Raw genomic sequence first — 24,350 nt, 5'->3', positions numbered from 1 at the left:
ATGAATTAACTATAAGCTCATAAATAGTCAGGATTATCTATGTCACAAGCGCTACCATCCGACCCTATCTTGGTTTTTGATATCGAGACTGTCGCCGATGTCGATGCAGCACGCCGTATCTATCCGCAATTGGCCGATCTCAACGATGCAGATGCCTTAAGCGCGCTGACAGCGATACGTACACAAGAGGCAGGGCATGATTTTATGCGCTTGCCACTACAGCGTATTGTCTGTATCTCAGCTCTGTATATCAAAGATGGTAAGTTATCGCTATTTTCTTTGACTGCCGATAAATTTAGTGAAAAAGAAATCCTAGCCAAGTTCTTTAGAGCATTTAACGACATTGAGACACTGCCGCAACTTATTAGCTGGAATGGCTCAGGCTTTGACATACCTGTACTGATATATCGTGCCATGCAATATGATTTGTCAGCACCATGGCTGTTCGAAGAAGGCGAGCGTATTAAAAACATGCGCTTTGATAACTATGTTAATCGTTTTCATACACGTCATCTAGACTTGATGGATCGGTTTAGCCAGTATGGTGCTAGTCGCCGCGAAGCCATGGATATCGTCGCAAGTCTGTACGGATTACCCGGTAAAACTGACGTGGATGGAAGCATGGTTGGCGCGCTTGTTAGTAGCGGTGACTGGCAGACCCTATCTATATACTGTGAGTCTGATGTTATGAACACTTGGCTTATTTATTTACGCTGGTTACGTCTAACAGGACAGTTGTCTTCACAAGATTTTGATGCTTGGCAGCAGCAGAGCTATGACTATCTGGCAAAGTATACCCAAGCTGACGGTAGTCCGCGACATCAAGAGTTTATCGCTGACTGGTCATCGGCACCCGAATTATAGAATCCGCATTATTAGTAGTTTTTATTCCCCTCTTCTAGTTATTTATTATTAAGGCAGGTTTATGCAACCCACCGATTCAAAAACATCTACAGCATCTGATATGGCAGCGCAAAGCAGTAACGCTCAAACGAATGAAGCTCAAACCAACGACACCCAAACGATTGTCATTCCGCCTAGTAAGAAAAAATCAAAGCCATCATCAAAGACACGTCGTCGTCTAAAAGATGCAGAGCCAATACCATTCAATATTGATGGCTTGTCACATGATGGTCGCGGTGTTGCTGTCTATGGTAACGGTTTTGACGTTGCTGAAGGCCATGCTGAAGACAAGCATGGTAAAAAAATCTTTGTTAGCTTTGCTTTACCCGGTGAAAGCGCCTTAGTGAAAATAACTAATAGCCGTGCTAGCTTTGAAGAAGGCGATGCCATTAGTATCACTTCCAACCCAAACCCTGAACGTGCTGTACCACCCTGCCCGCATTTCGGTACTTGCGGCGGTTGTAACTTGCAGCACTGGCAGCCAGATGGTCAAATAAACTTTAAACAGTCAGTACTGGCTGAAATGCTGATGCACCAAGCAAATGCAGAACCTGACAATTGGCTCCCTCCTGTGGTCGGTGATCGTCTTGGTTATCGTACCAAAGCACGTTTGGGCGTGCGCTATGTCGTCAAAAAAGAAACCGCGCTTGTCGGCTTCCGCGAGCGTTCAAGTAACTTCTTGGCAGAGCTAAATGAATGTCATATCTTAGATCCGCGTATTGGGTTTGAGATTGAAAACCTAAAAACACTTATTAGCACCTTAGAGAGCCGTGACAAGATTGCTCAGCTTGAGCTTGCCATGGGTGAGCAACTGCCAGAACTACCTGATGGTAATCAGCCAGTCGCGCTCATCGTACGTAATTTAGAACCGTTGTCAGACGCTGATATAGACAAACTAAAAGTGTTTTTCGCGGCGCGTAATTGGCAGCTATATTTGCAGTCGAAAGGCGTTGATAGCATCCAACGTATTGCGTTGACAGACGCTGATGATTTGAGCGAGCAATTTGGGCGTTTATATTATCAATTGCCAGAGTATGACCTGACTTTTGAATTTATCCCTACTGACTTTACTCAAGTAAATCTATCGGTGAACCGTCAGATGACCAAGCTTGCCTGTGACTTATTGGATTTAAAAGCAGGCGAACGCGTACTAGATTTATTCAGTGGTTTGGGTAACTTTAGTTTGCCACTAGCGCGTCTCGTTGGCGAGACAGGCTCAGTAGTCGGTGTCGAAGGCAGTGAGGCCATGACCGCACGTGCTGCTGACAACGCTCGTCGCAACGGTATCAACAATACTGAGTTTTATAGTCAAGATTTGACTCAAGACTGTACTGATAAGCCATGGGCCAACCAAGGTTTTGATGCACTGTTGATTGATCCACCGCGCTCTGGTGCTTGGGAGATTATGCAATATTTGCCAAAATTTAATGCTGAGCGCATTGTTTATGTCTCTTGTAATCCAGCGACCCTTGCCCGTGATACAAAAGCATTGTTAGAACAAGGCTATCGTCTGACTCATGCTGGCGTGATGGATATGTTCTGCCATACGGGTCATGTTGAATCTATCGCTCGCTTTGAAAAAGTAGCGGTTTAACATTGTTAATCTTCAAAAATGATTAATAGTTAATAACAACTGATAGTTAAACCTGATTAAAGAGACAATTAAGCGCTATTACAATTATCTAAAATGACTCAAGGCTTTAATAAGTTTGTGCTAATAAATAGCCATTATTTAGCGTAATTGACCACAGCCATACAGAGGCTCGCTTGATTTGTCACTTTAAAATGAGATAATAGTAAACAATCTTCCTATGTTTTTGATGATGTTTCCAATCGCTACATAGCAAGCATTTGCACTCATAGCTTTATATATTTTACGCGCATTTTATAGCTGCTAAAAATAACATTTTTAGCAGTTGTATTGGTTTATAGCTGACACTTTATGGATCGTTAATTCAGAGTGTGTGCATAGTAGATGAGGTTATAATCAATTCAAAATAGCTAAGAGGAGTCGGCTATGGTAAAAATTCGTGAAGGATTACCGCTGGTGGATGGACAGACCACGCAGGCCGATAGTGCAACACTTGCGGCGCAACTGGTGGCGAGCCAACGCTCTCACCAGTCAGCCAATAGCTATGCCCAAATTCCCCTCGACATCAAATACCAGTTGGCAACTCACAAGCTACATACTACTTTTGATCGCTCAGCTGCACACACTTATCATTTGCATGACCCTCACACTGAAGACGAGTATTTAGATGATACCAATACGCTATCAAACAAAGAGCTTGAGGCGGTCGACTTAGACCAAGCCAATATCGACGTACCGACTTGGCTAGATAATGTGGCCAAGCGTATTGGACAAGAGTCAGTACCCAACCTAAGTGCAGCTTGCGAGTTTATTCGCAGTCACATGAATACCAGTGAATCTGAGCGCTCAGGCGCTTATGTGACCGGTATTGGCATGACCGATATCTTGACCTATCTTTACCAAGATGAAGACGCATTAGTCGCGGCCATGCTGTATCGCAGTGCGCGCAAATCAATCATCAGTCTCGCTGAAGTTGAAAAAAACTTTGGTCCAGATATTTTGACGCTTGTGAAAGACACCCTTGCAATGGGTAAGCTGTCGGAGATTATTGAGAGTAACAAGCGCTTAGAAGACCATTTCGTCAATAATCAACGTGATCAGCTATCAAATATTTATAGCATGCTCATCTCTGTTACTAACGATGTGCGCGTAGTCCTTATAAAACTGGCTGAACGTACTTTCGCCATGCGTGAGTTGACGTTTTCTAGGCCAGAGCGTCAAACTCGTGTGGCGCGTGAGGTCATGACTATTTATGCACCATTAGCGCATCGCCTAGGTATCGCACAGCTAAAATGGGAGCTCGAAGATCTAGCTTTCCGTTATCTTGCGCCTGATCGCTATAAAGAAATTGCTAAGCTGCTGTCAGAAAAACGTAGCGAACGCGAGTCCTATATTCAGCGCGTACAAGACAAATTAAATGAATCATTAGCAGACGCCAGTATCGAAGGCGAAGTATCTGGGCGCGTCAAACATATCTACTCTATTTATCGAAAAATGAAGCTTAAAGGTTTATCGTTCGATCAGCTTTATGACATTCGCGCCTTACGTGTCTTGGTTAATAGCCCTTCTGACTGTTATCACGTTTTAGGCCTAGTACATGGCTTATGGCGTTATATTCCTGAGCAGTTTGATGACTATATTACTAACCCTAAGTCCAATGGTTATCGCTCGCTACATACTGCTGTAATTGCGGAAAACAAATCACTCGAAGTCCAAATTCGTACTCATGAGATGCACTTTGAGGCCGAACTTGGCATGTGCGCGCACGTTAATTACAAAGAAGGGCTAAAGAACAAAAAAGACAATTATCTGAACCAAAGAATCAGCTCATTACGCCAATTATTATCTATCAATAATGAAACACGCAATCAGCCACGCTCAGCTGTGGTAGCGGGCGAAGAGATAGACGATATCGAGTTTGACGAAGAAGAGCAACTCGTTGATTTTGATGAACTAGAACGTATTTATATCTTTAGCCGTGATGGTGATATTACCGAACTACCAAAAGGCGCGACCGTTCTCGATTTTGCCTACTATGTGCATACTCAAGTTGGCAACCGTGCGCAGGCAGCCCGCGTCAATCAGCGCTATGTGCCACTGACGTATCAGTTGAAAACAGGTGAGCAAGTTGAGATTATCACCAAGGCATCTCGTGAGCCCAATCGCGATTGGTTGGTAGCATCCTTAGGTTATATTCATACCAACCGTGCCCGTTCAAAACTGCGCCAGTGGTTTAATAAGCAAGACCGTGATAAGAACATTGAAATAGGTCGCCAAATGCTCAGCAAAGAGCTTGAGCGCCTATCTGTTCATCCTAATAGTATTGATTTAAACGACTATATTCAGCATTTTCATGTCAATACGACCGACGACATTATCGTGGGGCTGGTGACAGGTGACATTGGTCTGAATCAATTGACCAGTCATATCTCACGTCAGCTGCATCTTGAACCTGAGATACCACCAGAGAGCTTTGTACCGCATGTAGATAACCGAGATACAGGTAAGCTCGATGCGTATAAAATTCACATTGATGGTTTGGATAATATCGAAATCAATTTGGCAGGTTGTTGCCATCCTGTGCATGGTGAACCGATAGCTGGCTACATCACTTTATCGCGTGGCGTTAGCGTGCATAATCGAGGCTGCCCAGAGTACTTACGTCTGGTCGAGCGCGATCCTGAGCGCAAGATAGAAGCCGCTTGGCAAGTACAGACTGGTCGTTATCAGCCCGTTGATATTCATGTCGAAGCATATGACAGACGCGGTTTGCTACGTGATTTGACACAGATAATTGATAAAGAAAACGTCAATATTCGCCAAGTTCAAACACTGAGTAACGACGACAATATTGCTTTTTTAAAGTTCCATATTGAAGTCTCAGGTTTAGCGCATCTATCTAAGCTGCTCGCAAAATTAGAGCAGCAACACGGTATTTTGCACGCGCGCCGTGCAGTCGTGTAAATAAAACGTTAAGTCAGTCGTTGTTTATTCCATAATAGAGTTGTCAAAAAATACTATGCCTGAATTACCTGAAGTAGAAACCACTAAAGCCAGTCTTGCTCCATTGTTGGGGCAACAGGTAATTGATGTTAAAGTATTTCAACCAAAGCTGCGCTGGATGATGCCAGATAACTTGGACGAGCTGGTTAATTACACATTGGAGAGTGTCGAGCGCCGAGCAAAGTATCTGATTCTTAGTTTTTTGCCAGTAGCTGCACAAAATAACGCTCCCATGTCAGCTAGCAAGGTTGAACCACGTCAGCTTCTTATCCACTTAGGAATGTCAGGTAGCTTACAGCAGCACAGCTATGGTACTGATAAGCGTAAACATGATCATCTGGTTGTTGTTTTTAATGATACTGCTAATAATAAGTCTCAGCTACACTATTACGATCCGAGACGCTTTGGTTCAGTACTATGGCATGAAGATTACGGCAATAAACTACTAGACCATCTAGGTCCTGAGCCACTTTCAAAAGATTTTACCGCAGACTATTTATACAGCTTAATCCAGCGTATAGATTTATCTAGTCAAGATAGCAATGAGTCATCGTCAGATGTTACTAAAACGAATAAGCGACTAAAATCCATCTCCCGAGCGATTAAATCTGTCATCATGGAACAAGAAGTCGTAGTTGGGGTTGGCAATATCTATGCGACTGAAAGTCTGTACTTATCCGGCATCCACCCTGCTACACCAGCCAATCAACTTTCATACGATCAGATTGTCATTTTAGTTAATCATATTAAAGAAATTTTAAAGAAAGCGATAAAATTAGGCGGATCAACACTACGAGATTTCACAGTAGCAAGTGGTCAAACTGGTTACTTTCAACAAACTTTAAATGTGTATGGTAGACAAGGAGAGAGCTGTCTACATTGTAGTACGACGCTAGAAAACATCAAGCTTACTGGTAGAGCCAGTGTTTATTGTCCAAATTGTCAGCCGTTAAAATAGCTAATAAATGATATCTATTTGCTTGTGATATATTTAGATTAAATGAAACTAATATCTAGACAGAATATTTATTTTTAAAAGTATCAAATACTGTCAGAGTTATAACTAGATTATTCTCATTTTTGTTGCTTATTAGCGCGCATCTTGCTTTAATAGTGCTAGCGCTTACATAAATAGTGCGTATCATTTATTTTTCTGTAATATTTAGCCTAACTATTGTTGCCGCAAGATTCCTGTGTGAAGATAGCAGCAGCCATTAATCATACTACTATGAGTTTCAGGATATCATTATGACTGTTAAAGCAAAAACTCAACGCACAGTTAAGCAGAGATTTTTTACTGTATTGGCAACTTTAGGATTGGTAGCTGCGACTATTCAGCCTACTTTTGCAGCTATAGAAATTGATGAAACTGATTTCGGTCCTTCATACGAGACGATGGTAGTCGATACGATTGTTGGTAAGCCACTGCAACTCGTGAATGCTGTGGCTGGTACGGCAGCTTATATCGTAAGCCTACCTTTCTCACTTATTGGTGGTAATGCAGATCAAGCACAGCAGAAACTATTTGTTGAACCTTGGGATGCGATGGGACGTTGTTTAGGCTGTACAGTTGCTGAAGACAACTATTATAAGTCTCAAGTTGTTGATAAGAACGTGGTACGTATCGTTGTCGATCAACCATCAGAAATTCTAATTAATACCAATGACTATGTAGTGGTCACTCCGTAACAATTTGCTTTTAGTAGGCACATCAAATAGTTCACAAGAATGACTGTGACTATTTCATAGCAAAAAGGCTAACGAGAAGTTAGCCTTTTTTATTGTCAACAAGTCGATAATTTATTTCGTAATACTAGTATTACTTAATTTAGCACTGATTTCACGTAGCAATTTCACTTCCTCTGATGGCTCTTCTACTGCTTCTTCTATAACTTCCTCTACTTCTTCAGCACGGCGCATTTTATTGACACCTCTAACCATCATAAAGATGATGAAAGCTAAAATTAAGAAGTTAATAAGTACGGTAATAAAACTACCGTAAGCCAATACAGGTACACCTGCCTCTTTGAGCGCATCATAAGTCATAGCAATACCATCAGGTGCATCGCCTAAAACTAAGAACATGTTTTCAAAATTAATCTCGCCGCCAAAAATAAAAGCGACAATCGGCATAATAATATCATCTACCAAAGATTTTGTAATGGTAGCAAAAGCCCCGCCGATGATGACACCGACTGCCAAATCCATCACGTTACCCTTGACAGCGAACTCTTTAAACTCTGAAACCATACTCATTGTTTTTTCCTCAAAATTTATCTACAAACCAATAGATATTTATATAATTAGTGTCACATCTAGCTTTCATGTTAATAACTGAATACATTAATGCCACTATTCATTCTGTCTGTATTTTTCCAAGATTACAACACAAAAAAAAGCAGTATAAAGTGAACCACTAATAGCTCACCTTATACTGCTCAATTTTTGAATCACTTAGTGCCAGTAAAACTACTGATACTAAGTGTTTGCGTCAAACATCAATATCATGAATTACTCAGTAACTCACTTATTGATATTAAGCACCTTTCTTACCACGGCCGTGACGCTTACGCTCACTTTCAGTCAAGTAGCGTTTACGAATACGTACCGCTTTTGGCGTTACTTCGACTAGCTCATCGTCTTGAATAAATTCAAGCGCTTGCTCAAGAGTGAACTTCACTGCTGGCGTCAACGTCAGTGCCTCATCAGTACCACTAGCACGTACGTTGGTTAACTGTTTAGCAGTCGTTGGGTTAACAGTCATATCATCGTTACGAGAGTTAAGACCAACAATCATACCTTCATAAACTTCAAGCTGTGGCTCAGCAAACAACTTACCGCGTTTCTGTAGGTTAAATAGAGCAAAACCTAGGCAAGTACCATTTGCCATAGAAACCAATACGCCGTTAGAACGGCCACCAACATCACCGATCTTCTGTGGACCGTAATGTGAGAAGCTCGAGGTCATGATACCACTACCTGAAGTCAGGGTTAGGAACTCAGAACGGAAACCGATCAAGCCACGCGCTGGTATGGTCGCCTCGATACGCATACGGCCTTTACCGTCCAACTCCATGTTAGTCATTTCGCCTTTGCGTAGACCAACTTGCTCCATGATAGAACCTTGATGCTCTTCTTCGATATCGAAGACAACGTTTTCATACGGCTCTTGTAACTTACCATCAACTTCTTTAACGATAACTTCTGGACCAGAAACACCTAGCTCAAAACCTTCACGGCGCATGTTTTCGATAAGTACTGATAAATGAAGCTCACCACGGCCTGATACTTTAAATTTGTCAGGAGACTCAGTGTCTTCTACACGCAATGCTACGTTGTGAATTAACTCACGCTCAAGACGCTCACGAATGTTACGTGAAGTCACAAACTTACCTTCACGACCAGCAAATGGTGAGTTATTTACCTGGAAGTTCATAGATACTGTAGGTTGATCTACCGTCAGTGCTGGTAGTGCTTCAACGTTGTTAGGATCACAAATAGTATCAGAGATGTTTAGCGCATCGATACCTGTGATACAAACGATATCACCTGCTTGCGCATCTTCAACATCAATACGATCAAGACCATGGTAACCCATGATTTTTAGGATACGGCCGTTACGCGTTTTGCCATGCTTATCAATCACAGTCACTGGCGTGTTAAGTTTAACTTTACCACGCTGAATACGGCCAATACCGATTACACCAACAAAGCTGTTGTAATCAAGGCTTGAGATTTGCATACGGAACGGAGCGTCAGCATCAACCTGTGGAGGCTGAACAACGTCAACGATAGTTTTGAACAATGGGGTCATGTCATCAGCTAAATCATCTGCTTCTAGACCTGCAATACCGTTCAATGCTGAAGCATAAACAACTGGGAAATCAAGCTGCTCATCGTTTGCACCTAGGTTGTCAAACAAATCAAAGATTTGATCCATTACCCAATCAGGACGTGAGCCAGGACGATCGATTTTGTTAATAACAACGATCGGCTTTAGACCTTGTTCGAATGCTTTTTGCGTCACAAAACGAGTCTGAGGCATTGGGCCATCAACAGCGTCAACAACCAAAAGTACGCAGTCAACCATAGACATTACACGCTCAACTTCACCACCGAAATCGGCGTGACCTGGGGTATCAACAATGTTGATACGGTATTCAGTTTCTGAAGTTTTATCTGTCCAGCGGATAGCTGTGTTTTTAGCCAAAATGGTAATACCACGTTCTTGCTCAATATCACCTGAGTCCATTGCACGCTCAGCAATGTTTGCACGGTCGCCAAAAGTACCAGACTGATGTAATAACTTATCAACCAAAGTTGTCTTACCGTGGTCAACGTGGGCAATAATTGCAATGTTACGCAGGTGTTTGATATCGTTCGCCATATAAAATGCTCGTTTCGTCTTAAAAAAATGCAGTAGCAGTAAGCGCTGCTGAATAAACTTTCATCATCAATCAGATAGATATTGAATCTAAGATGACGCAAAAAATAATGCTATCAAATAAAAAAGTTCAATACAATCAAACATCTATACTGACGAATTCATCATACAGATTGCTATGCTAATGTACATACTGTTAATTTACAGAATGTTTGGGTGGCTAGTATAACATTATTGATTCATAAATTTATGTAATAACTCACTTTTCTCAATACATAAATAAAAAAAAGCCACCCATTGGGTGGCTTTTTTTGTAACTGTATATTTTACTATACGGTTATTTTGCTAATACTTACTGAACAACCATATCTTTAGTTTGTTCAACAGTCATTGTTTTGTCACCAGTGATGATGGCATAAACACGACGGTTCATAGCACGACCTTCTTCAGTGTCGTTTGAAGCGATTGGGTTGTTGTAACCATAGCCTACAGTTGATAGACGGTTTGGAGCGATACCGAATTCGTTAGTTAGCATAGATTTAACAGCAACGGCACGAGCTTCAGATAGACGTTGGTTATAACGTGCTGAAGGACCAGTCTTAGAAGCATGACCTTCTACACGAGCTGTAGAGTTAGGATACTCACGCATCTTCTCTGCTACTTTAGCGATTTCTGGCTTGTACTGGTTTTTGATAGCTGACTTGTCGTTATCAAAGAATACACGTAGTTCCATTTTCAGTTCGTCAGTAATGTCTACTGGTACTGGGCAACCGCGCTCATCAACTACAACGTTCATTGGAGTGCCTGGGCATGCATCGATGCTATCAGGTACGCCATCACCGTCAGAATCAAGATCAGCTTCAACAACAACTACTGGAGTGTTGTCAACTACTGGCTCTTGCATAGGTGGTACTGCTACTGTAGGTGCTAAATGGCCACCTAGTACTACTTCTAGACCGGCCAAAGCCATGCCTTCCCACCAGTTGTTGTCAAAGTTATGAATCGCACGAGCTTCACCACGTAGGCTTAGCGCGTCATTGATGCGATACATAGCACCTAGACCTAGGTTACCGATAGTGTCTTTAGAGTTTGATACTTCAGTACCAGCAGCAACGGTATCGCCATTGCTATTAACATAAGACTCTTGGTTCTCTACTTTGATTTTAGACTGACCAGCACCTACTAGTACGTATGGCTTAAGTGCGCTATCAGTGTAACCAGTAAATTCTTCGGTACCGATCAAGAAGTTACCAGAAATCATTTCTTGTTCAATATCAAAGCGGTTAACGCCGGCATCAGCTGAATCTTCAGAAGCTTCGCCGTTTGCGTCAGATACACCATATTCTACTTGGAACTGAGTAGAAGGAGTAAGTTCGATACCTAAAGCTGCACCAGTGTATAGGCTGCTTTCTTTGGCTACGCCACCATTGCTGTTACCACGGCTACCATCACCGATAACATCGCCGTTAGCGTTTTCATACAAGTTTTTACCAGTAGTAAGAACTTCACGCTGTTTGTCAGAGGTATCACTGAATTCTTCAGTCATGTGATAACCAAGTAACAATGGGCTAATAGTAACACCAGCGTTAGCTGCCATCGGTGCAGCCGCTACAGCAACAAGGGCTAGAGCTATTTTGTTCAATTTCATGGACTTCCTCCAAAGGATAATTTTAGTGATGCATTAAGCAAAACCGATTCTCAAGACGTACTAAGATAGACATCTCTTACGCATTTTAAGTTACAAAGCAAAACCAATTAAGGAGTAGCTTAGCGATTATTAATTCAGTTTACAACTTTTTTCGTTAACGAGCTACACATTATTACACGATAATGTTGTAACTAAAACACAATAAACAGTCTAAGTTACCCAGAACTAACACACCTTACGCTTCTTATCTTTTACACATCAGTTTGCGATAGATGAATAGTCTAATGATAGCTATTTTCTTGAAGCATTTTATTACAATTAGAATTTTTTTTCTATTGCTAATGTCGTTCTTTCACTAATTGAAACATTTTTTGACAGTCGCTATATATTACATATATATTGTAAAAAACCAATATTCTTCTGAAAATCAAGTGATTAGATGTTGTATGTGTTTTATATACAGTGGAATAAGAGAAAGTTTAAAGAATTTGGACAATTGGTTTGCTTAAAAGATAATCAACACAAGGATGTGTGAGACGTTGTTTTTTACCTGAATGACAAACAGCTATAGGATGTAGCGCATTATGAACTTACTTAGTAAGGTACTGGCCCATTATAAGAGAATAGTCATTTTCACCTTTTGTTTACCTATTTGTAGAAAAGGCAGGTATAAAATTGATAATTTCTTAGCTATTGCATCTAGGTTATTCAATAAACTATTGAAGTTAGTCAGTTATAGGAAATCATCCCTTCAGAACAATAATATTTTAAATGCTAAGCAATCAAATGGCTTTACTCTCGTTGAGCTAACTGTGACGACAATGGTATTAGGAATTATCGCAGCTATTGCAGCGCCAAGTATCTTAACGCACTTAGCACGAATGGAAGCCCAACGGGTCAAGCATCAGTTAGAGAACACTTTATCCTTAGCAAAGGCCGAAAGTTATATAAGTCGGCAGGATGTCTTGGTTTGTTTATCGAATGATGCACAGCAATGTCATAGGAACAGCGATAAAACGCTTCTGCTATTCGTAGATAAAAATAACAATAATCATTTTGATTCTCAAGTAGATACCTTATTAACACAGCAATCCTTAAACCTAAGATATAGTACAGTGAAATTAAGAGTTGGCGGTAGGCGTCACTATACTAAATTTTGGGGTGATAGTGGCAGACCGCGAGGACACTTCGGCCATATAAAATACTGCCCTACCTCTTCTTATAACAAGTCAATGTACCAAATCTCTTTTAACCAATCTGGCATCGTCAAACACAAACTTAATGCAGACCACCCTACGAAATGTAGCGGTTAATAAATACCATATATGTAAACCTATTTATACATGGCCTCTTTCATCATTGTTACAGCGCTTTCTAGTCCTACAAATACGGCATCTGCAATAAGTGCATGACCGATATTTAATTCATATATACCATCAATCTTTGCAATGGCATTCACATTGTCACACGTTAAACCATGACCTGCGTTAATAAGCAATTTATCGTCTAGGCTCTGTGCTGTAGCTACTGCTTGTTCGATTCTTTTCAGTTCAGCTAACTGTGCGTCGGTATCATTCGCTAAGCCAGCTTCGGCATAAGCACCAGTGTGCAATTCTATCGCGTCCGTACCACACTCTATCGCGGCTGCAATCTGCTTGTCATCAGGATCAATAAACAAAGAAACCTTAATATTAGAATCTTGTAGCTTATGAACATACTCTTTTAGAGACGTGACTTGCCCTGCAACATCAAGACCACCTTCTGTCGTTAACTCTGCCCGCTTTTCAGGTACTAAACATACCCAAAAAGGTTTAACTTCGCAGGCAATTGCAAGCATCTCATCCGTTGCTGCCATCTCTAGGTTCATTCTGGTCGACAACTGCCCTGCCATTTCATAAACATCTGCATCTTGTATATGACGACGATCTTCACGCAGATGTATAGTGATACCGTCTGCCCCCGCCTTTTCGCACAATAATGCAGCAGCCAAAGGACTTGGATAACTCACACCACGCGCTTGACGCAATGTTGCCACGTGATCAATATTCACGCCTAACAAAGGTTTTTTTGAATTGTTTTCAGATGAGGTAGATACAGAGATACTCATAAAAAATCCTTTGGCCAATTCAGCCTAACTTATATAGTTGATACTACGATGATATTTGAGAATGCAGTTATTGATAACGCTGCTGCTGCTGCCATAACAGACGGCTTTGTAGCGGCTGATAGTCAAGTAAATGATCAATAAGATGTCGATGCAGTTTTGACCAATGGCTCAGCGTTTGCTCAGTAATACCTAAACGTGCCATTTCTATGATATCCGCACCCTTAAAAACAGTCTGTCCAGACTCACTGGCTAAATGCTCAGACTCTTCATTATGTACTAATACAGGGAGCAAACCTACATCCGGTAAAAAGCGGTAAGTACAATCATACTCGATGGGATCTTCAACGTTGTCATGCGTTAACGTTAAAGTGAATCCTAATTCGGTAAATAGATACTGCTCAAACTGACGTAGACAGAGACGAAGCTCGCTATTACTTAAGGGCTGCTTGAGTTGTTGTAGACTGATTTGATAATGCTGCCACAATACTGGCATTGGGTCTTCAGTAGGTAACAGCCGCCACAGAATCTCGTTTATATATAGTGCGGCATACTGATGTTGACCGCTGATATTGGCGTAAGGTACGGCCTCTAAGACAGCGGGTTTACTGTCTTTTTGAACACTGTCTTTTTGAACACTGTCAGCTTGAGTATTATATTGCGAGGCAATATTAATTTGACTAAAGGTTTTTAAGTCGCGCTTACCAGTAGCAAAAAGCTGTAATGGCATAAATAGTGGCGCACCTTTTTTCCCAACACCATGTATCACACCATGTTGTTGAGAAAAAAGATAATACAAAGCTCGCTTTTCTTGATAAGGGCGCTGATGTAACAAATACCCGACGAGCGCTTCATTACGCATTTTTTATTACCTAAATAGCTAAAAGGCAGACAGTGCTTTTGAAGCGTTCGTTCTTAACCGCTATCAATAGCCCAAACTGGTCAACGCACGCTCGTCATCAGACCAACCACGTTTCACTTTGACCCACAAAGTTAACATGATTTTTTTACCGAACAACTGCTCCATATCTTTACGAGCATCCATACCAACTTGTTTGATACGCTGACCTTTATCACCGATAACGATGGCTTTTTGGCCACCACGTTCAACATATATAGTCGCATCGATGAAAGTACAAGCTTTGCGTGGACGCCCTGTTTTTGGATCAGTATGTGCAGGTTCGTCTTTAAACTCATCAATCTGTACGGTTAAATCATATGGCACTTCATCACCCGCACTACGCATGATTTTTTCGCGAATGATTTCACTTGCCAAAAATCGCTCAGAGCGATCTGTGATTTGTTCTGTATCGTAAATAGGCGCAGCGACTGGTAAATGTGAAGCAATCACTTCTTGCAAACGATCTAAGTTTTGATTTTTTAGTGCAGATACAGGAACGATATCAGCAAAATCGAAACTATCGTTGAAAGTTTCGATAAGTGGTAGCACGCTGCCTTTATCTTTTAGAGTATCTGACTTATTGATAACCAATACGACTGTTAAATTGGTCTCACCGAGCTTTTGCAAGGTCAATAAATCATCGTCACGCCATTGATCTGAATCAACAACAAACAGTACTAAATCCACATCTACTAACGCCGATACCGCCGCTTTATTCATACGTTCATTGATAGCGCGTACTTCGTTACGGTGAATACCTGGTGTATCAACAAACACCGCTTGCATTTCATGGTTTGACAAAATGCCATGAATACGATGACGGGTAGTTTGCGGTTTACGTGAGGTGATAGACAGCTTTTGACCCAATAAGTGATTCATCAAAGTTGACTTGCCCACATTTGGACGTCCAACAATAGCGACATAACCTGCTCTAAAATCATCAGCCATACGGGCATTGCCACTTGGTGCAAAAAATTCTTCAATTGCCATATCATTGTCTAATGCAATATCTTCTGCATCAATAGCATGAATCTCTTCGGTAACTTTGATATTGTTTTGGCTTGACTCAATATCTGTATTCTCACTCAAATTTTGGGTGCTATCTTCATTGTTTGATGGCAAATCAGTATGATTGCTCATAAGTTAATCCTATAGGGTTTGTGACTAGCTGAACAGTCGTTGATGCTAAATTTATTCAGTCACCATTGAAAACGGGCTAGAAACATTTAAAGTTTTAAAATAAATAATATGTGAGGTAGTTTTAATGTATGTTTTGCAAGCTATAAACCAATCTAAGCTAATATTCTGCATCTAAAAATGCATTAATAGACATCGGCTATACACGTTTTTTGGCAGATCCTGGCAATTTATGTAATTGATTAATCATAAGCTCTGCTGCTTTCTGTTCAGCGATACGGCGGCTCTCACCAGATTCAGTAATATCAGGACAGTTATTGATATTTACATGGCAACGTACAACGAAAATTTGATGCGGTGCATTACCACGCGTTTCCATGAGCTCGTAATTAGGCAAGTCAAACTGTTTAGATTGTAGCCACTCTTGTAACCGACTCTTGGCATCCTTCAACGCTTTTTGGTCATTGACATTATCAATCAGATCACCATACCAAGAGAGAACACATTTACGAGTAATATCCATATCTTGACTGTCTAAATAGATAGCACCAATCAGAGACTCTACAGCATCCGCCAGTATAGAAGCACGATTGCGACCACCACCTTTGCGCTCACCTACTCCTAATATAAGATGGTTAGATAACTCCAAGTTTTGGGCGATAATTACCAACGACTCTTGGCGCACCAACGTCGCACGCATACGCGTTAAGCGCCCTTCGTTTTGACTAGGATAACGATGATATAAAGCTTCACCCACAATCATCCCCAACAGTGCATCACCTAAAAACTCTAAGCGCTCATAGTTTTTTTTACTATCAAATGAGCGATGCGTTAACGCAAGTTTAGGTAGGCTCAAGTCATTGAACTCATAGCCTAACTTACGCGTTAATACTGCTAACCGCTGAATAAATTCTGAGCTAACAACAAGCGTGTCAACAGACGTACTATTTTTTTGGGAAGTAGGAACCGCTTGGGAATGGTGCGAAGTTGGTTTCATGCGTGGTTTGTGGTTATCCCTTCTGCTTGACAGATTTAGTTTAATAATATTATTTGATATATTTTATGAAATAATGAATGTGCTATGTCGTACTATGATGGCTTACTCTGCTGTTGCCATCTCGATGTTACCTTCGAAACGGTTCACGATGTCGACATTGCTAAAAAAGTTATTAGTCACTGCATATTCTTTATAGATAGCCAATTGACCTATTTTTTTATCGGTAAAGGTAAATACATCTTCTGCCTTGGTATCATAGTCAGCATTGATAGATAACTGTTTGTTGACACGTTCAACGAATTGCTTAGCTGTTTCGTTATTACTATTGGCTTCTTTTAGCTGTGCACTTAATACCTTGGTCAATTGGTAGTCACCAATTTGAGCTGGTACGATAGCTACTGTCAATTTAGTCGCAATACCCAAAAGCATAATAATGAGAACAATGTTTGTCACACTGGCGCCGCGCTGCGTAGCCAAACCAGATAATTGCTGCATTATAAGATCCTTCTAAAGATAAACGACTATTTCGAATAAGTGTATAAATAATAAATAGCTATTTATTAGATAGCAATGATATTAGCATAAAACTATTATAGATAAATTAATCGCTAAGCAATCACATTGCCTTAATTGATAGTACCATTACGCTCAAAGGTCGGTAGGTTAAGACCAGGTGGTTTATGCATCCAGATATAAACAGCTTTACCTGCTAGGTTTTCATCCGGAACGAAGCCCCAAAATCTACCATCTGCACTGCGATCTCGGTTATCACCCATCACAAAATACTGACCTTCTGGTACGTCAATGCGCCACTCAGTACCTTCTGATTCCACCACTTCTGGTGATTGTTGTTGCAAAAATGGCGCATACTGTGAACTGTTCATGCCATCTAAATAGCGCACGAGGTGCTTATTGTCACCTTGTATTTCTTCGAAATATTGTGCCGCGTCTTCTTCTTGTTGACCCATTGCAGAAGCACTCTCTTCGGTCAGTACTTGACCTGGACCAACTTGACCTGGTAAGTATAGCTGTGAAGTCAATTCAGCATTTGCCGCGAAATCTACAGACTTAGTCTCAACAGGTACGTCATTGATAGACAGCGTGCCTTGGCTATAACTTACGCTATCGCCAGGCAAACCAATAACGCGTTTAATATAATAAATGCTCGGGTTTTCAGGATAGCGAAACACTGCTACATCGCCATGCTCAGGTTCACCAGTATCTAGTACCTTATTATAAGTTAGCGGCAGGCGCACGCCATATGCATACTTATTGACGGCAATAAAGTCACCCGTATATAGCGTTGGCACCATAGACGATGATGGGATATTAAAAGGCTCAATTAAAAATGAGCGTACTATCAATACCACTGCTAACACAGGAAAAAAGTCATAAGCCCAACGAACTAGTAAGCCTTCTTGACCTCGACCACGAGTTTTGCGCTGTTTGAGCGCTAGCTTATCTAACAGCCAAACAATTCCTAGGACTATAGTTAACGGCACTAAAATTAAATTAAAATCAAAATCCATACCAAATTGCCTATTAACGAGCGGCTTATCTAACACCTTTACGATAAGACTCACTACATTTGACTGTTATCTACAATGACTATCTTAGGTTACGTTTAGCGATTAGCTATCAACTTGCAACACAGCTAAGAAGGCTTCTTGTGGAATTTCCACGTTACCTACTTGCTTCATACGTTTTTTACCAGCTTTTTGCTTGGACAATAGCTTTTTCTTACGTGAAACATCGCCACCATAGCATTTTGCTAATACGTCTTTACGCATGGCTTTTACCGTACTACGACCAATGATTTGGCTACCGATAGCTGCTTGAATGGCGACATCAAACATTTGACGTGGAATCAGCTCTTTCATCTTAGTAACTAGAGCATTACCACGATAACGTGATTGGGTTTCGTGCACGATCATCGCTAAGGCATCGACTTTATCGCCATTGATTAGTACATCAACTCTTACTAGCTTGTCAGCTTGATAGCGCTCGAAGTTATAATCAAGCGATGCAAAGCCACGTGAAACCGACTTCAGACGATCAAAGAAATCCATGACAACTTCGCCCATTGGAATATCAAATATCAGCTGTACTTGTCGACCCATAAAACGCATATCAACCTGAACGCCGCGACGCTCAATACATAGCGTCATTACATTGCCTAAGAACTCTTGCGGTACCAAAATTTGACAGCGGGCAATTGGCTCACGGAACTCTTCAATGTTGTTTGGCTCAGGTAGATGTGAGGGGTTATCTACATAGATTACATCACCGTTCTTTTTCTCAATTTCGTAAATAACTGAGGGTGCCGTCGTGATCAAATCTAGATCATATTCACGCTCTAGACGCTCTTGGATAATCTCCATATGTAGCATACCCAAGAAGCCACAGCGGAAACCAAAGCCAAGCGCATCCGACGTATCTGGCTCAAAAAACAGCGAAGCGTCATTGATTTGCAGTTTTTGCAAAGCTTCACGGAATTTTTCAAAATCACTCGAATCCACTGGAAACATACCAGAATAGACTTGTGGCGTGACTTGTTTAAAGCCTGGGATACGATCCACATCAGGGGTCTTAGCATGAGTCATAGTATCGCCTACTGGTGCTCCGGCAATATCCTTAATACCCGCAATAACAAAGCCTACTTCCCCTGCTTCTAAAACACCCGTATCTACAGGTTTAGGGGTAAAGACACCAATCGAGCCAACTAGATGTGCCTCTTGAGTCGATTTGATATATAACTTGTCACCTTTACGTATAGTACCTTCACGCACACGTACCAATGAGACCACGCCCAAATAATTATCGAACCAAGAGTCAATAATTAGTGCTTGCAGTGGTGCTTCACGATCACCAGTTGGTGCCGGAATAAACTCTACTAGCGCTTCTAGCAGCTTATCAACACCCAGACCAGATTTGGCTGATACTCGCGGTGCATCAACGGCATCGATACCGATAATATCTTCAATTTCTTGAATGACGCGCTCAGGCTCAACTTGCGGCAAATCAATCTTATTTAACACCGCCATGACTTCTAAGCCTTGATCAACGGCTGTATAGCAATTGGCCACTGACTGCGCTTCTACGCCTTGAGCGGCATCAACAACCAACAGCGCACCTTCACAAGCTGCTAATGAACGCGAAACTTCATATGAGAAGTCAACGTGGCCCGGGGTATCAATAAAGTTAAGCTGATAGCGCTCACCATTTGGATGATCATAAAACAGTGTTACTGACTGTGCTTTGATAGTGATACCGCGCTCACGCTCAATATCCATTGAGTCGAGCACCTGCGCCTGCATCTCGCGATCTTGCAAGGCACCGCACATTTGAATAAAACGATCGGCAAGCGTCGACTTACCATGATCAATGTGGGCAATGATTGAAAAGTTACGAATATTGGCTAATGCAGTCACAAAGCGCCTACTAAATTAAGGGTGATAGAATAATAAAACTAAAAAATAAATATTGTCAGATACAATTGATAAGATGCTTGTACTTCTTTGAAGGTCAGCCGTTATAACAAGCCGATTGGGCTAATACTACCGTCTAAAATCCATAGCCAAGCACATTAACTCTTATGCGCAGACATAAAAGAGTATTCTAGCAGTTTTCCACTGCAAAGTAAGGCGATTTTGTTAGAAGAGATGTGACTTACAGATGAAATGACCAGCTAAAAAAGGATAACGCAACAATCGTTACACTTGTTGAACTTCGTTTCTTTATATAGATACCATTATAGTTACTATGACTTCTTAGAAAGAAAAATAAATAACTAGGGTAAATTGGTTTTAGACATATCTACGTCTGTCGTTTCACTGCCAATTTGGTACAGATACTTATACATCCATGGCGATCTGCCATAAAAAGCACCATTTATTTGAGTTTGCTCTATCAGGTACTCACGAAATCTCAAATAAAATTCATTATCTGGGCCCTTAGGCTGCTGCCAAAAATCATCAAGCGGCTTTTGATCTGTTAGCTTAGGAATATCGTAAATTGCACGACCCATAACCTTAGTGGGTTTTTTATGATAAACCGACTGCAAGCCTGTCGTACTGTTAATAGTCACCATGCCAATACTATATTTCATCAAAGTTGGCAGGTGCATATCACAACCATAGAAAACACGATGAGATACTTGATAGCGCTCAGCTAGGCTAGCTACCAGCTCCCGATAGTCTCTATGACCACGATCCAACGGATGATGCTTAAACACGAGTAACTGTTTTTGCTTAGCAAAATTTGCAAAGCTTGCGATAGACTCGTCAATGAACTGTACCACATCACGATAATCACTATGATGGGTAATCTGTGAGTCATTATGTACTTGTAAACTAATCAAAAAGTAATTGTTATTTTCTTGCTTGGTCAGTCTATTTTGCAGGTGTTTATCTGGCAAATATCCTCGTAGCTTCCGCCACGGTGCTTTTAACCAAGCGATGGCCTCTTGCCAAGCGGTCATGCCACGATAATGCGAATAATGTGGATAACGGCTTTTATAAAGCCAAGCAATAATGTAATAGACGATGGCCGCGATACTGAGGCGATAAAATCGATTATGTGTGTATAGAGGCTGATCATTGGCTTTCTTAAGTGCTTTAATCTCAGCAGTGTTTAGACGTGAATAGCCATTAATCCCATGTTCTTGCAAGGTAATGTAATCAGGACGCAAGTACCCCTCTTCAAAGACAAAGAATGAAATACCCAGCTTCTCACTAACACACGCTGCTTGAGTATGATGCGGTCGACAATCGCCAAAGCATACAATCGCATCAATGGCATTTTCTTTAATGAACGCCTGCAACCAAGAGGAAAATTGCGCTAACGTATTGGTATATTCGTAAGTATTGTCGTGATGATAAAAAAAGGCATCGCCTGCATTAAAATTGATTTTGCTTACTTTAATATCTTGAGTCTGCAAGAATGACGAAAAGCGATTAAAAAACCCACCCATTTTTCCTTGTAGTAGCAAGACGTGTCGATGAGTAAGCAAATGAGACATCGAAGCTGCCATAATACAGGGCTACCATTAAATGAGAAAATAAGAGATAAAAATGAGAAAGGTTATGCAACCATGTGAAAACACATAGCGTAAAAGTGATTATACCGAAAAAGCACCTATTTGTCGCAATGCAATTATACGGTGCTACTCTGGTAAATTAACGAGACGTTTTACGCAATTTCTGCTGCCATCGATGACGCTGCTGCATAAAACGCATAGTCGCGTGACGTTTCAATTTTGTAGATAAAGGCAAGGCCACAGTCTTAGATGAACTATTTAAAGTACTAGCCATTTCAGATTGCGATTCTTCATTACTCGCAAGCAGCTGTGAGTCTTTGAGAGGATACAAATAATCAATCACCTGCTCTACTTGTGCTAATCCATAGCCATCAGGTAGACGATACAACGGGTAGCATATAAGTGCGCCATATATTAGCTGTTCAAGAGACAAAGACATGTCTCGTTGACGTCTTTTTAGGTAAGTCGCTTTCGGTAATGACTGCTCGTCAATATCTGTGGTTAACCCCCACCCTGCATAAAACGGCAATCCATAACAGGTAACGTCCAACCCTCGCAGCAACGCTTCAAAACCAGTCAGTGAGCTGATCGTATGAACCTCATCCACCCATTCTAAGCAATCAGGCATCGCAGTATCGTAGGCAACCGCTTGAACTTGTCGTAGATGGGCTTCTGATACTTTACCTGCTCGCAATCCTGCTTCAACATCGGGATGCGGCTTATAAATCAAATAAGCGTCTGGGTTATCTTGTCGTACACGTTCGATCAGACCACTGTTTGTCTTTATTGTGGAGCCGCAGTACTGTACTGACAAATCGTCCTCTACCTGACCGATAATGAGAACGCGTCGTCTTCCAGATATTTTGGCATCCTGCATCCACGAGTTATTTTGAATACTAGAAACATCTATACCAACCCCAACATTGTATTTACTTACCCGCTGATTCAGCAGTTTGTCTTGCAGTTTGTTTACGCGAAGACGCTGTTCAGAACTCAGTGGCTGACAATTTTGCAGCAATGTTTCTAAGTCTGAAGGCTGGGTCGCATCGTAATAAATACCTTGCTTATCTATCACAACAGACAGTGGTGCCAATAAAGTAGCACCTAAACCATTTGATCGGATAAACCCATCTTCCATACAATAAATAGCTGGCATATCTAAAATTTGCTCAACAAGTTTACTCTGTAGTTTCTTCTGTACTTGCTGACGTTTGGCCAAACCCCATACCAATAAAGGTTGGCTGAAATTGACACGGAAATGGTCTGGATGTAACAGGTTTTTTAGACGTGGCTTTGGTTTAACGAATAATGTCGTACGCGGTAGGTCTGCAAAGGCTCTGACAAATGGTAGCTTCCAACGACTAAATTCATATACTGTCAAATCGCCTTCAAGGCGCACTTGCCATCGCCGATTGGTCACTAGCCATTCGATGGCTGCATCGATATCACAAGCTTGTTTCGTTGCTGGATCTACATAACGACTGTAATCAATATAAGCACTATAAAACAATGTTGCTAACGTCGTTTTAAGCGTTTTATGTGACGTCGCAGGAAACATTGCTGAGTTTGACAAATCTCTATTACTGAGAAGTGTCTCAGCTGACTCTAAACGACGTTTCTGAACTGATCTAAGTAAATTTCTAGGTGCATTAGTGTCATCGGTCAGCCCCCAACCACTATACCAGCTGACTCCAAAGCAATGTACTTTTTTACCTAGCATTAATGCTTCAAAGCCCATATGTGAGCTGACGGTATAGACCTCACTTACTTGTTTAAGAAGCTCAATAGGATTGAGAGACTCTGTCAATAACCTAACATTTTTAGGCAGTTTTAAGTTGGATAAATAGCCTGATTTTGACGCAGGATGAGCCTTTATCCAAATATGGGCGTTAGGATGGTTGCGACATGCAGATTTTAGCATTTTCTTAAATTGACGTTTATTCGCACCAGCACCTTTAACAGAGGCATCACCTGCTACTTGGTCAATCAATAGGATATGTGATTGTGAAGCGTTTTCTTTTTCGCTAATATTTTCTTCATTAATCAATTTATCCAACGACGGACAATCAACCATTGAATTATATTTACTCAGTTTTTCTTCGCATATACGTGCCATCAGATGACGAGCACGTGCCTCGTCCACTGCGCGGTTACTGCTAGTACTCTTGGTGTGCTCAATAATCAACTGCTCGAGGCGGGAGTGGTGCGTCATATCAAAGTAGATGCCAATGTCATCGACAACCACGCTTAAGCCATGGCGACTACTAATACCTGAATCCAATGAACGCAAAAATCCATCTTCAATACTTAAAGTATTCAGGTCCTGACGGGTGGCAGCTTTATCAGCTCGTTGGAAACTTTTCTTGTGCCCCCATCCAATAAATGCCTCAGGTTGTGGTTTTTTCTTGCGATTTATCAGGCTTTGTTGCAAGCCTGACCAAGGATACCAGCGCTGAATATCAGCTTGCAACACTTGCGAGAGTAGCAAGTTATTGCGGCACATACCTTTACCAACTACTGCCAGTTGCTTTGGCGGTGATTGGTACTGTGACGATGGCGAAAGTAGCGCATGATCAGAGGTAGACATAGTAGATACCTTGACTTCATTCGCTACTTCTTTTGCCATATCTTTAATACCTTTACT

At 41.2% G+C, this 24,350-nt stretch carries 18 protein-coding genes; 6 read left to right on the top strand and 12 right to left on the bottom strand.

Features of this window, described 5'->3' with window-relative positions; translation table 11 throughout:
• Positions 1-39: 39 nt before the first annotated feature.
• The 5 genes from AK824_RS02175 (at position 40) to AK824_RS02155 (ending at position 7,186) form a co-directional block, all read left to right on the top strand.
• Positions 40-864 (top strand): 3'-5' exonuclease, encoded by an 825-nt coding sequence (locus AK824_RS02175; protein WP_057758412.1) that lies wholly within the window; start codon positions 40-42, stop codon positions 862-864.
• A 61-nt stretch (positions 865-925) separates the two neighbouring features.
• The gene (gene rlmD / locus AK824_RS02170; RefSeq protein WP_413772205.1) at positions 926-2,497 is read left to right on the top strand and encodes a 23S rRNA (uracil(1939)-C(5))-methyltransferase RlmD; all 1,572 of its coding nucleotides are present in this window, start codon (positions 926-928) and stop codon (positions 2,495-2,497) included.
• A 423-nt stretch (positions 2,498-2,920) separates the two neighbouring features.
• Complete coding sequence (locus AK824_RS02165) at positions 2,921-5,458, top strand: RelA/SpoT family protein (RefSeq protein ID WP_057758410.1); 2,538 nt, start codon at positions 2,921-2,923, stop codon at positions 5,456-5,458.
• A gap of 55 nt (positions 5,459-5,513) precedes the next feature.
• Positions 5,514-6,455 carry a bifunctional DNA-formamidopyrimidine glycosylase/DNA-(apurinic or apyrimidinic site) lyase gene (gene mutM / locus AK824_RS02160; RefSeq protein ID WP_057758408.1) on the top strand — a complete coding sequence of 314 codons (942 nt, stop codon included), beginning with the start codon at positions 5,514-5,516 and terminating at the stop codon, positions 6,453-6,455.
• A 290-nt stretch (positions 6,456-6,745) separates the two neighbouring features.
• Positions 6,746-7,186, top strand: a complete 441-nt coding sequence (locus AK824_RS02155) for a hypothetical protein (RefSeq protein WP_057758406.1) — start codon at positions 6,746-6,748, stop codon at positions 7,184-7,186.
• A 111-nt stretch (positions 7,187-7,297) separates the two neighbouring features.
• Here the strand turns inward: AK824_RS02155 and mscL are convergent, their stop codons facing one another.
• From mscL to AK824_RS02140, 3 genes are all read right to left on the bottom strand, one after another.
• The gene (mscL, locus tag AK824_RS02150; RefSeq protein WP_057758404.1) at positions 7,298-7,753 is read right to left on the bottom strand and encodes a large conductance mechanosensitive channel protein MscL; all 456 of its coding nucleotides are present in this window, start codon (positions 7,751-7,753) and stop codon (positions 7,298-7,300) included.
• A 280-nt stretch (positions 7,754-8,033) separates the two neighbouring features.
• Complete coding sequence (typA, locus tag AK824_RS02145; RefSeq protein ID WP_057758402.1) at positions 8,034-9,884, bottom strand: translational GTPase TypA; 1,851 nt, start codon at positions 9,882-9,884, stop codon at positions 8,034-8,036.
• Between the two features lie 349 nt (positions 9,885-10,233).
• Positions 10,234-11,529 (bottom strand): OmpA family protein, encoded by a 1,296-nt coding sequence (locus tag AK824_RS02140; RefSeq protein ID WP_057758400.1) that lies wholly within the window; start codon positions 11,527-11,529, stop codon positions 10,234-10,236.
• Positions 11,530-12,113: 584 nt separating this feature from the next.
• On the opposite strand from AK824_RS02140, the gene AK824_RS02135 reads away from it, so the two are divergent.
• Positions 12,114-12,842 (top strand): GspH/FimT family pseudopilin, encoded by a 729-nt coding sequence (locus tag AK824_RS02135; RefSeq protein ID WP_082624545.1) that lies wholly within the window; start codon positions 12,114-12,116, stop codon positions 12,840-12,842.
• Between the two features lie 20 nt (positions 12,843-12,862).
• Here the strand turns inward: AK824_RS02135 and AK824_RS02130 are convergent, their stop codons facing one another.
• The 9 genes from AK824_RS02130 to AK824_RS02090 form a co-directional block, all read right to left on the bottom strand.
• A complete protein-coding gene (locus tag AK824_RS02130; protein WP_057758398.1) occupies positions 12,863-13,636 on the bottom strand; it encodes a pyridoxine 5'-phosphate synthase in 774 nt (257 codons plus the stop codon).
• Between the two features lie 67 nt (positions 13,637-13,703).
• A complete protein-coding gene (gene recO, locus AK824_RS02125; protein ID WP_057758396.1) occupies positions 13,704-14,495 on the bottom strand; it encodes a DNA repair protein RecO in 792 nt (263 codons plus the stop codon).
• Positions 14,496-14,558: 63 nt separating this feature from the next.
• The gene (era, locus tag AK824_RS02120) at positions 14,559-15,524 is read right to left on the bottom strand and encodes a GTPase Era (RefSeq protein ID WP_057762330.1); all 966 of its coding nucleotides are present in this window, start codon (positions 15,522-15,524) and stop codon (positions 14,559-14,561) included.
• Positions 15,525-15,870: 346 nt separating this feature from the next.
• Positions 15,871-16,668 (bottom strand): ribonuclease III, encoded by a 798-nt coding sequence (gene rnc, locus AK824_RS02115; protein WP_057758394.1) that lies wholly within the window; start codon positions 16,666-16,668, stop codon positions 15,871-15,873.
• Between the two features lie 102 nt (positions 16,669-16,770).
• Positions 16,771-17,163, bottom strand: a complete 393-nt coding sequence (locus AK824_RS02110) for a DUF4845 domain-containing protein (protein ID WP_227511189.1) — start codon at positions 17,161-17,163, stop codon at positions 16,771-16,773.
• 131 nt (positions 17,164-17,294) lie between these two features.
• The gene (gene lepB, locus AK824_RS02105; protein WP_057758390.1) at positions 17,295-18,197 is read right to left on the bottom strand and encodes a signal peptidase I; all 903 of its coding nucleotides are present in this window, start codon (positions 18,195-18,197) and stop codon (positions 17,295-17,297) included.
• 102 nt (positions 18,198-18,299) lie between these two features.
• A complete protein-coding gene (gene lepA / locus AK824_RS02100; RefSeq protein WP_057758388.1) occupies positions 18,300-20,099 on the bottom strand; it encodes a translation elongation factor 4 in 1,800 nt (599 codons plus the stop codon).
• A 359-nt stretch (positions 20,100-20,458) separates the two neighbouring features.
• Positions 20,459-21,700 carry a capsule biosynthesis protein gene (locus tag AK824_RS02095; protein WP_057758386.1) on the bottom strand — a complete coding sequence of 414 codons (1,242 nt, stop codon included), beginning with the start codon at positions 21,698-21,700 and terminating at the stop codon, positions 20,459-20,461.
• 145 nt (positions 21,701-21,845) lie between these two features.
• Complete coding sequence (locus AK824_RS02090; RefSeq protein ID WP_057758384.1) at positions 21,846-24,332, bottom strand: capsular polysaccharide biosynthesis protein; 2,487 nt, start codon at positions 24,330-24,332, stop codon at positions 21,846-21,848.
• Between the last annotated feature and the right edge of the window lie 18 nt (positions 24,333-24,350).

It is taken from the genome of Psychrobacter sp. P11G3 (genome assembly GCF_001435845.1).
Classification (GTDB): domain Bacteria; phylum Pseudomonadota; class Gammaproteobacteria; order Pseudomonadales; family Moraxellaceae; genus Psychrobacter.
Note: the sequence above shows the minus strand (reverse complement) of the source record. Positions and strands in the feature narration are given on the sequence as shown.

Coding starts and splice junctions, on each gene's coding strand:
- AK824_RS02175 (WP_057758412.1), top strand. CDS start 40: ATGTCACAAGCGCTACCATCCGACCCTATCTTGGTTTTTGATATCGAG.
- rlmD (WP_413772205.1), top strand. CDS start 926: ATGCAACCCACCGATTCAAAAACATCTACAGCATCTGATATGGCAGCG.
- AK824_RS02165 (WP_057758410.1), top strand. CDS start 2,921: ATGGTAAAAATTCGTGAAGGATTACCGCTGGTGGATGGACAGACCACG.
- mutM (WP_057758408.1), top strand. CDS start 5,514: ATGCCTGAATTACCTGAAGTAGAAACCACTAAAGCCAGTCTTGCTCCA.
- AK824_RS02155 (WP_057758406.1), top strand. CDS start 6,746: ATGACTGTTAAAGCAAAAACTCAACGCACAGTTAAGCAGAGATTTTTT.
- mscL (WP_057758404.1), bottom strand. CDS start 7,753: ATGAGTATGGTTTCAGAGTTTAAAGAGTTCGCTGTCAAGGGTAACGTG.
- typA (WP_057758402.1), bottom strand. CDS start 9,884: ATGGCGAACGATATCAAACACCTGCGTAACATTGCAATTATTGCCCAC.
- AK824_RS02140 (WP_057758400.1), bottom strand. CDS start 11,529: ATGAAATTGAACAAAATAGCTCTAGCCCTTGTTGCTGTAGCGGCTGCA.
- AK824_RS02135 (WP_082624545.1), top strand. CDS start 12,114: ATGAACTTACTTAGTAAGGTACTGGCCCATTATAAGAGAATAGTCATT.
- AK824_RS02130 (WP_057758398.1), bottom strand. CDS start 13,636: ATGAGTATCTCTGTATCTACCTCATCTGAAAACAATTCAAAAAAACCT.
- recO (WP_057758396.1), bottom strand. CDS start 14,495: ATGCGTAATGAAGCGCTCGTCGGGTATTTGTTACATCAGCGCCCTTAT.
- era (WP_057762330.1), bottom strand. CDS start 15,524: ATGGCAATTGAAGAATTTTTTGCACCAAGTGGCAATGCCCGTATGGCT.
- rnc (WP_057758394.1), bottom strand. CDS start 16,668: ATGAAACCAACTTCGCACCATTCCCAAGCGGTTCCTACTTCCCAAAAA.
- AK824_RS02110 (WP_227511189.1), bottom strand. CDS start 17,163: ATGCAGCAATTATCTGGTTTGGCTACGCAGCGCGGCGCCAGTGTGACA.
- lepB (WP_057758390.1), bottom strand. CDS start 18,197: ATGGATTTTGATTTTAATTTAATTTTAGTGCCGTTAACTATAGTCCTA.
- AK824_RS02095 (WP_057758386.1), bottom strand. CDS start 21,700: ATGGCAGCTTCGATGTCTCATTTGCTTACTCATCGACACGTCTTGCTA.
- AK824_RS02090 (WP_057758384.1), bottom strand. CDS start 24,332: ATGGCAAAAGAAGTAGCGAATGAAGTCAAGGTATCTACTATGTCTACC.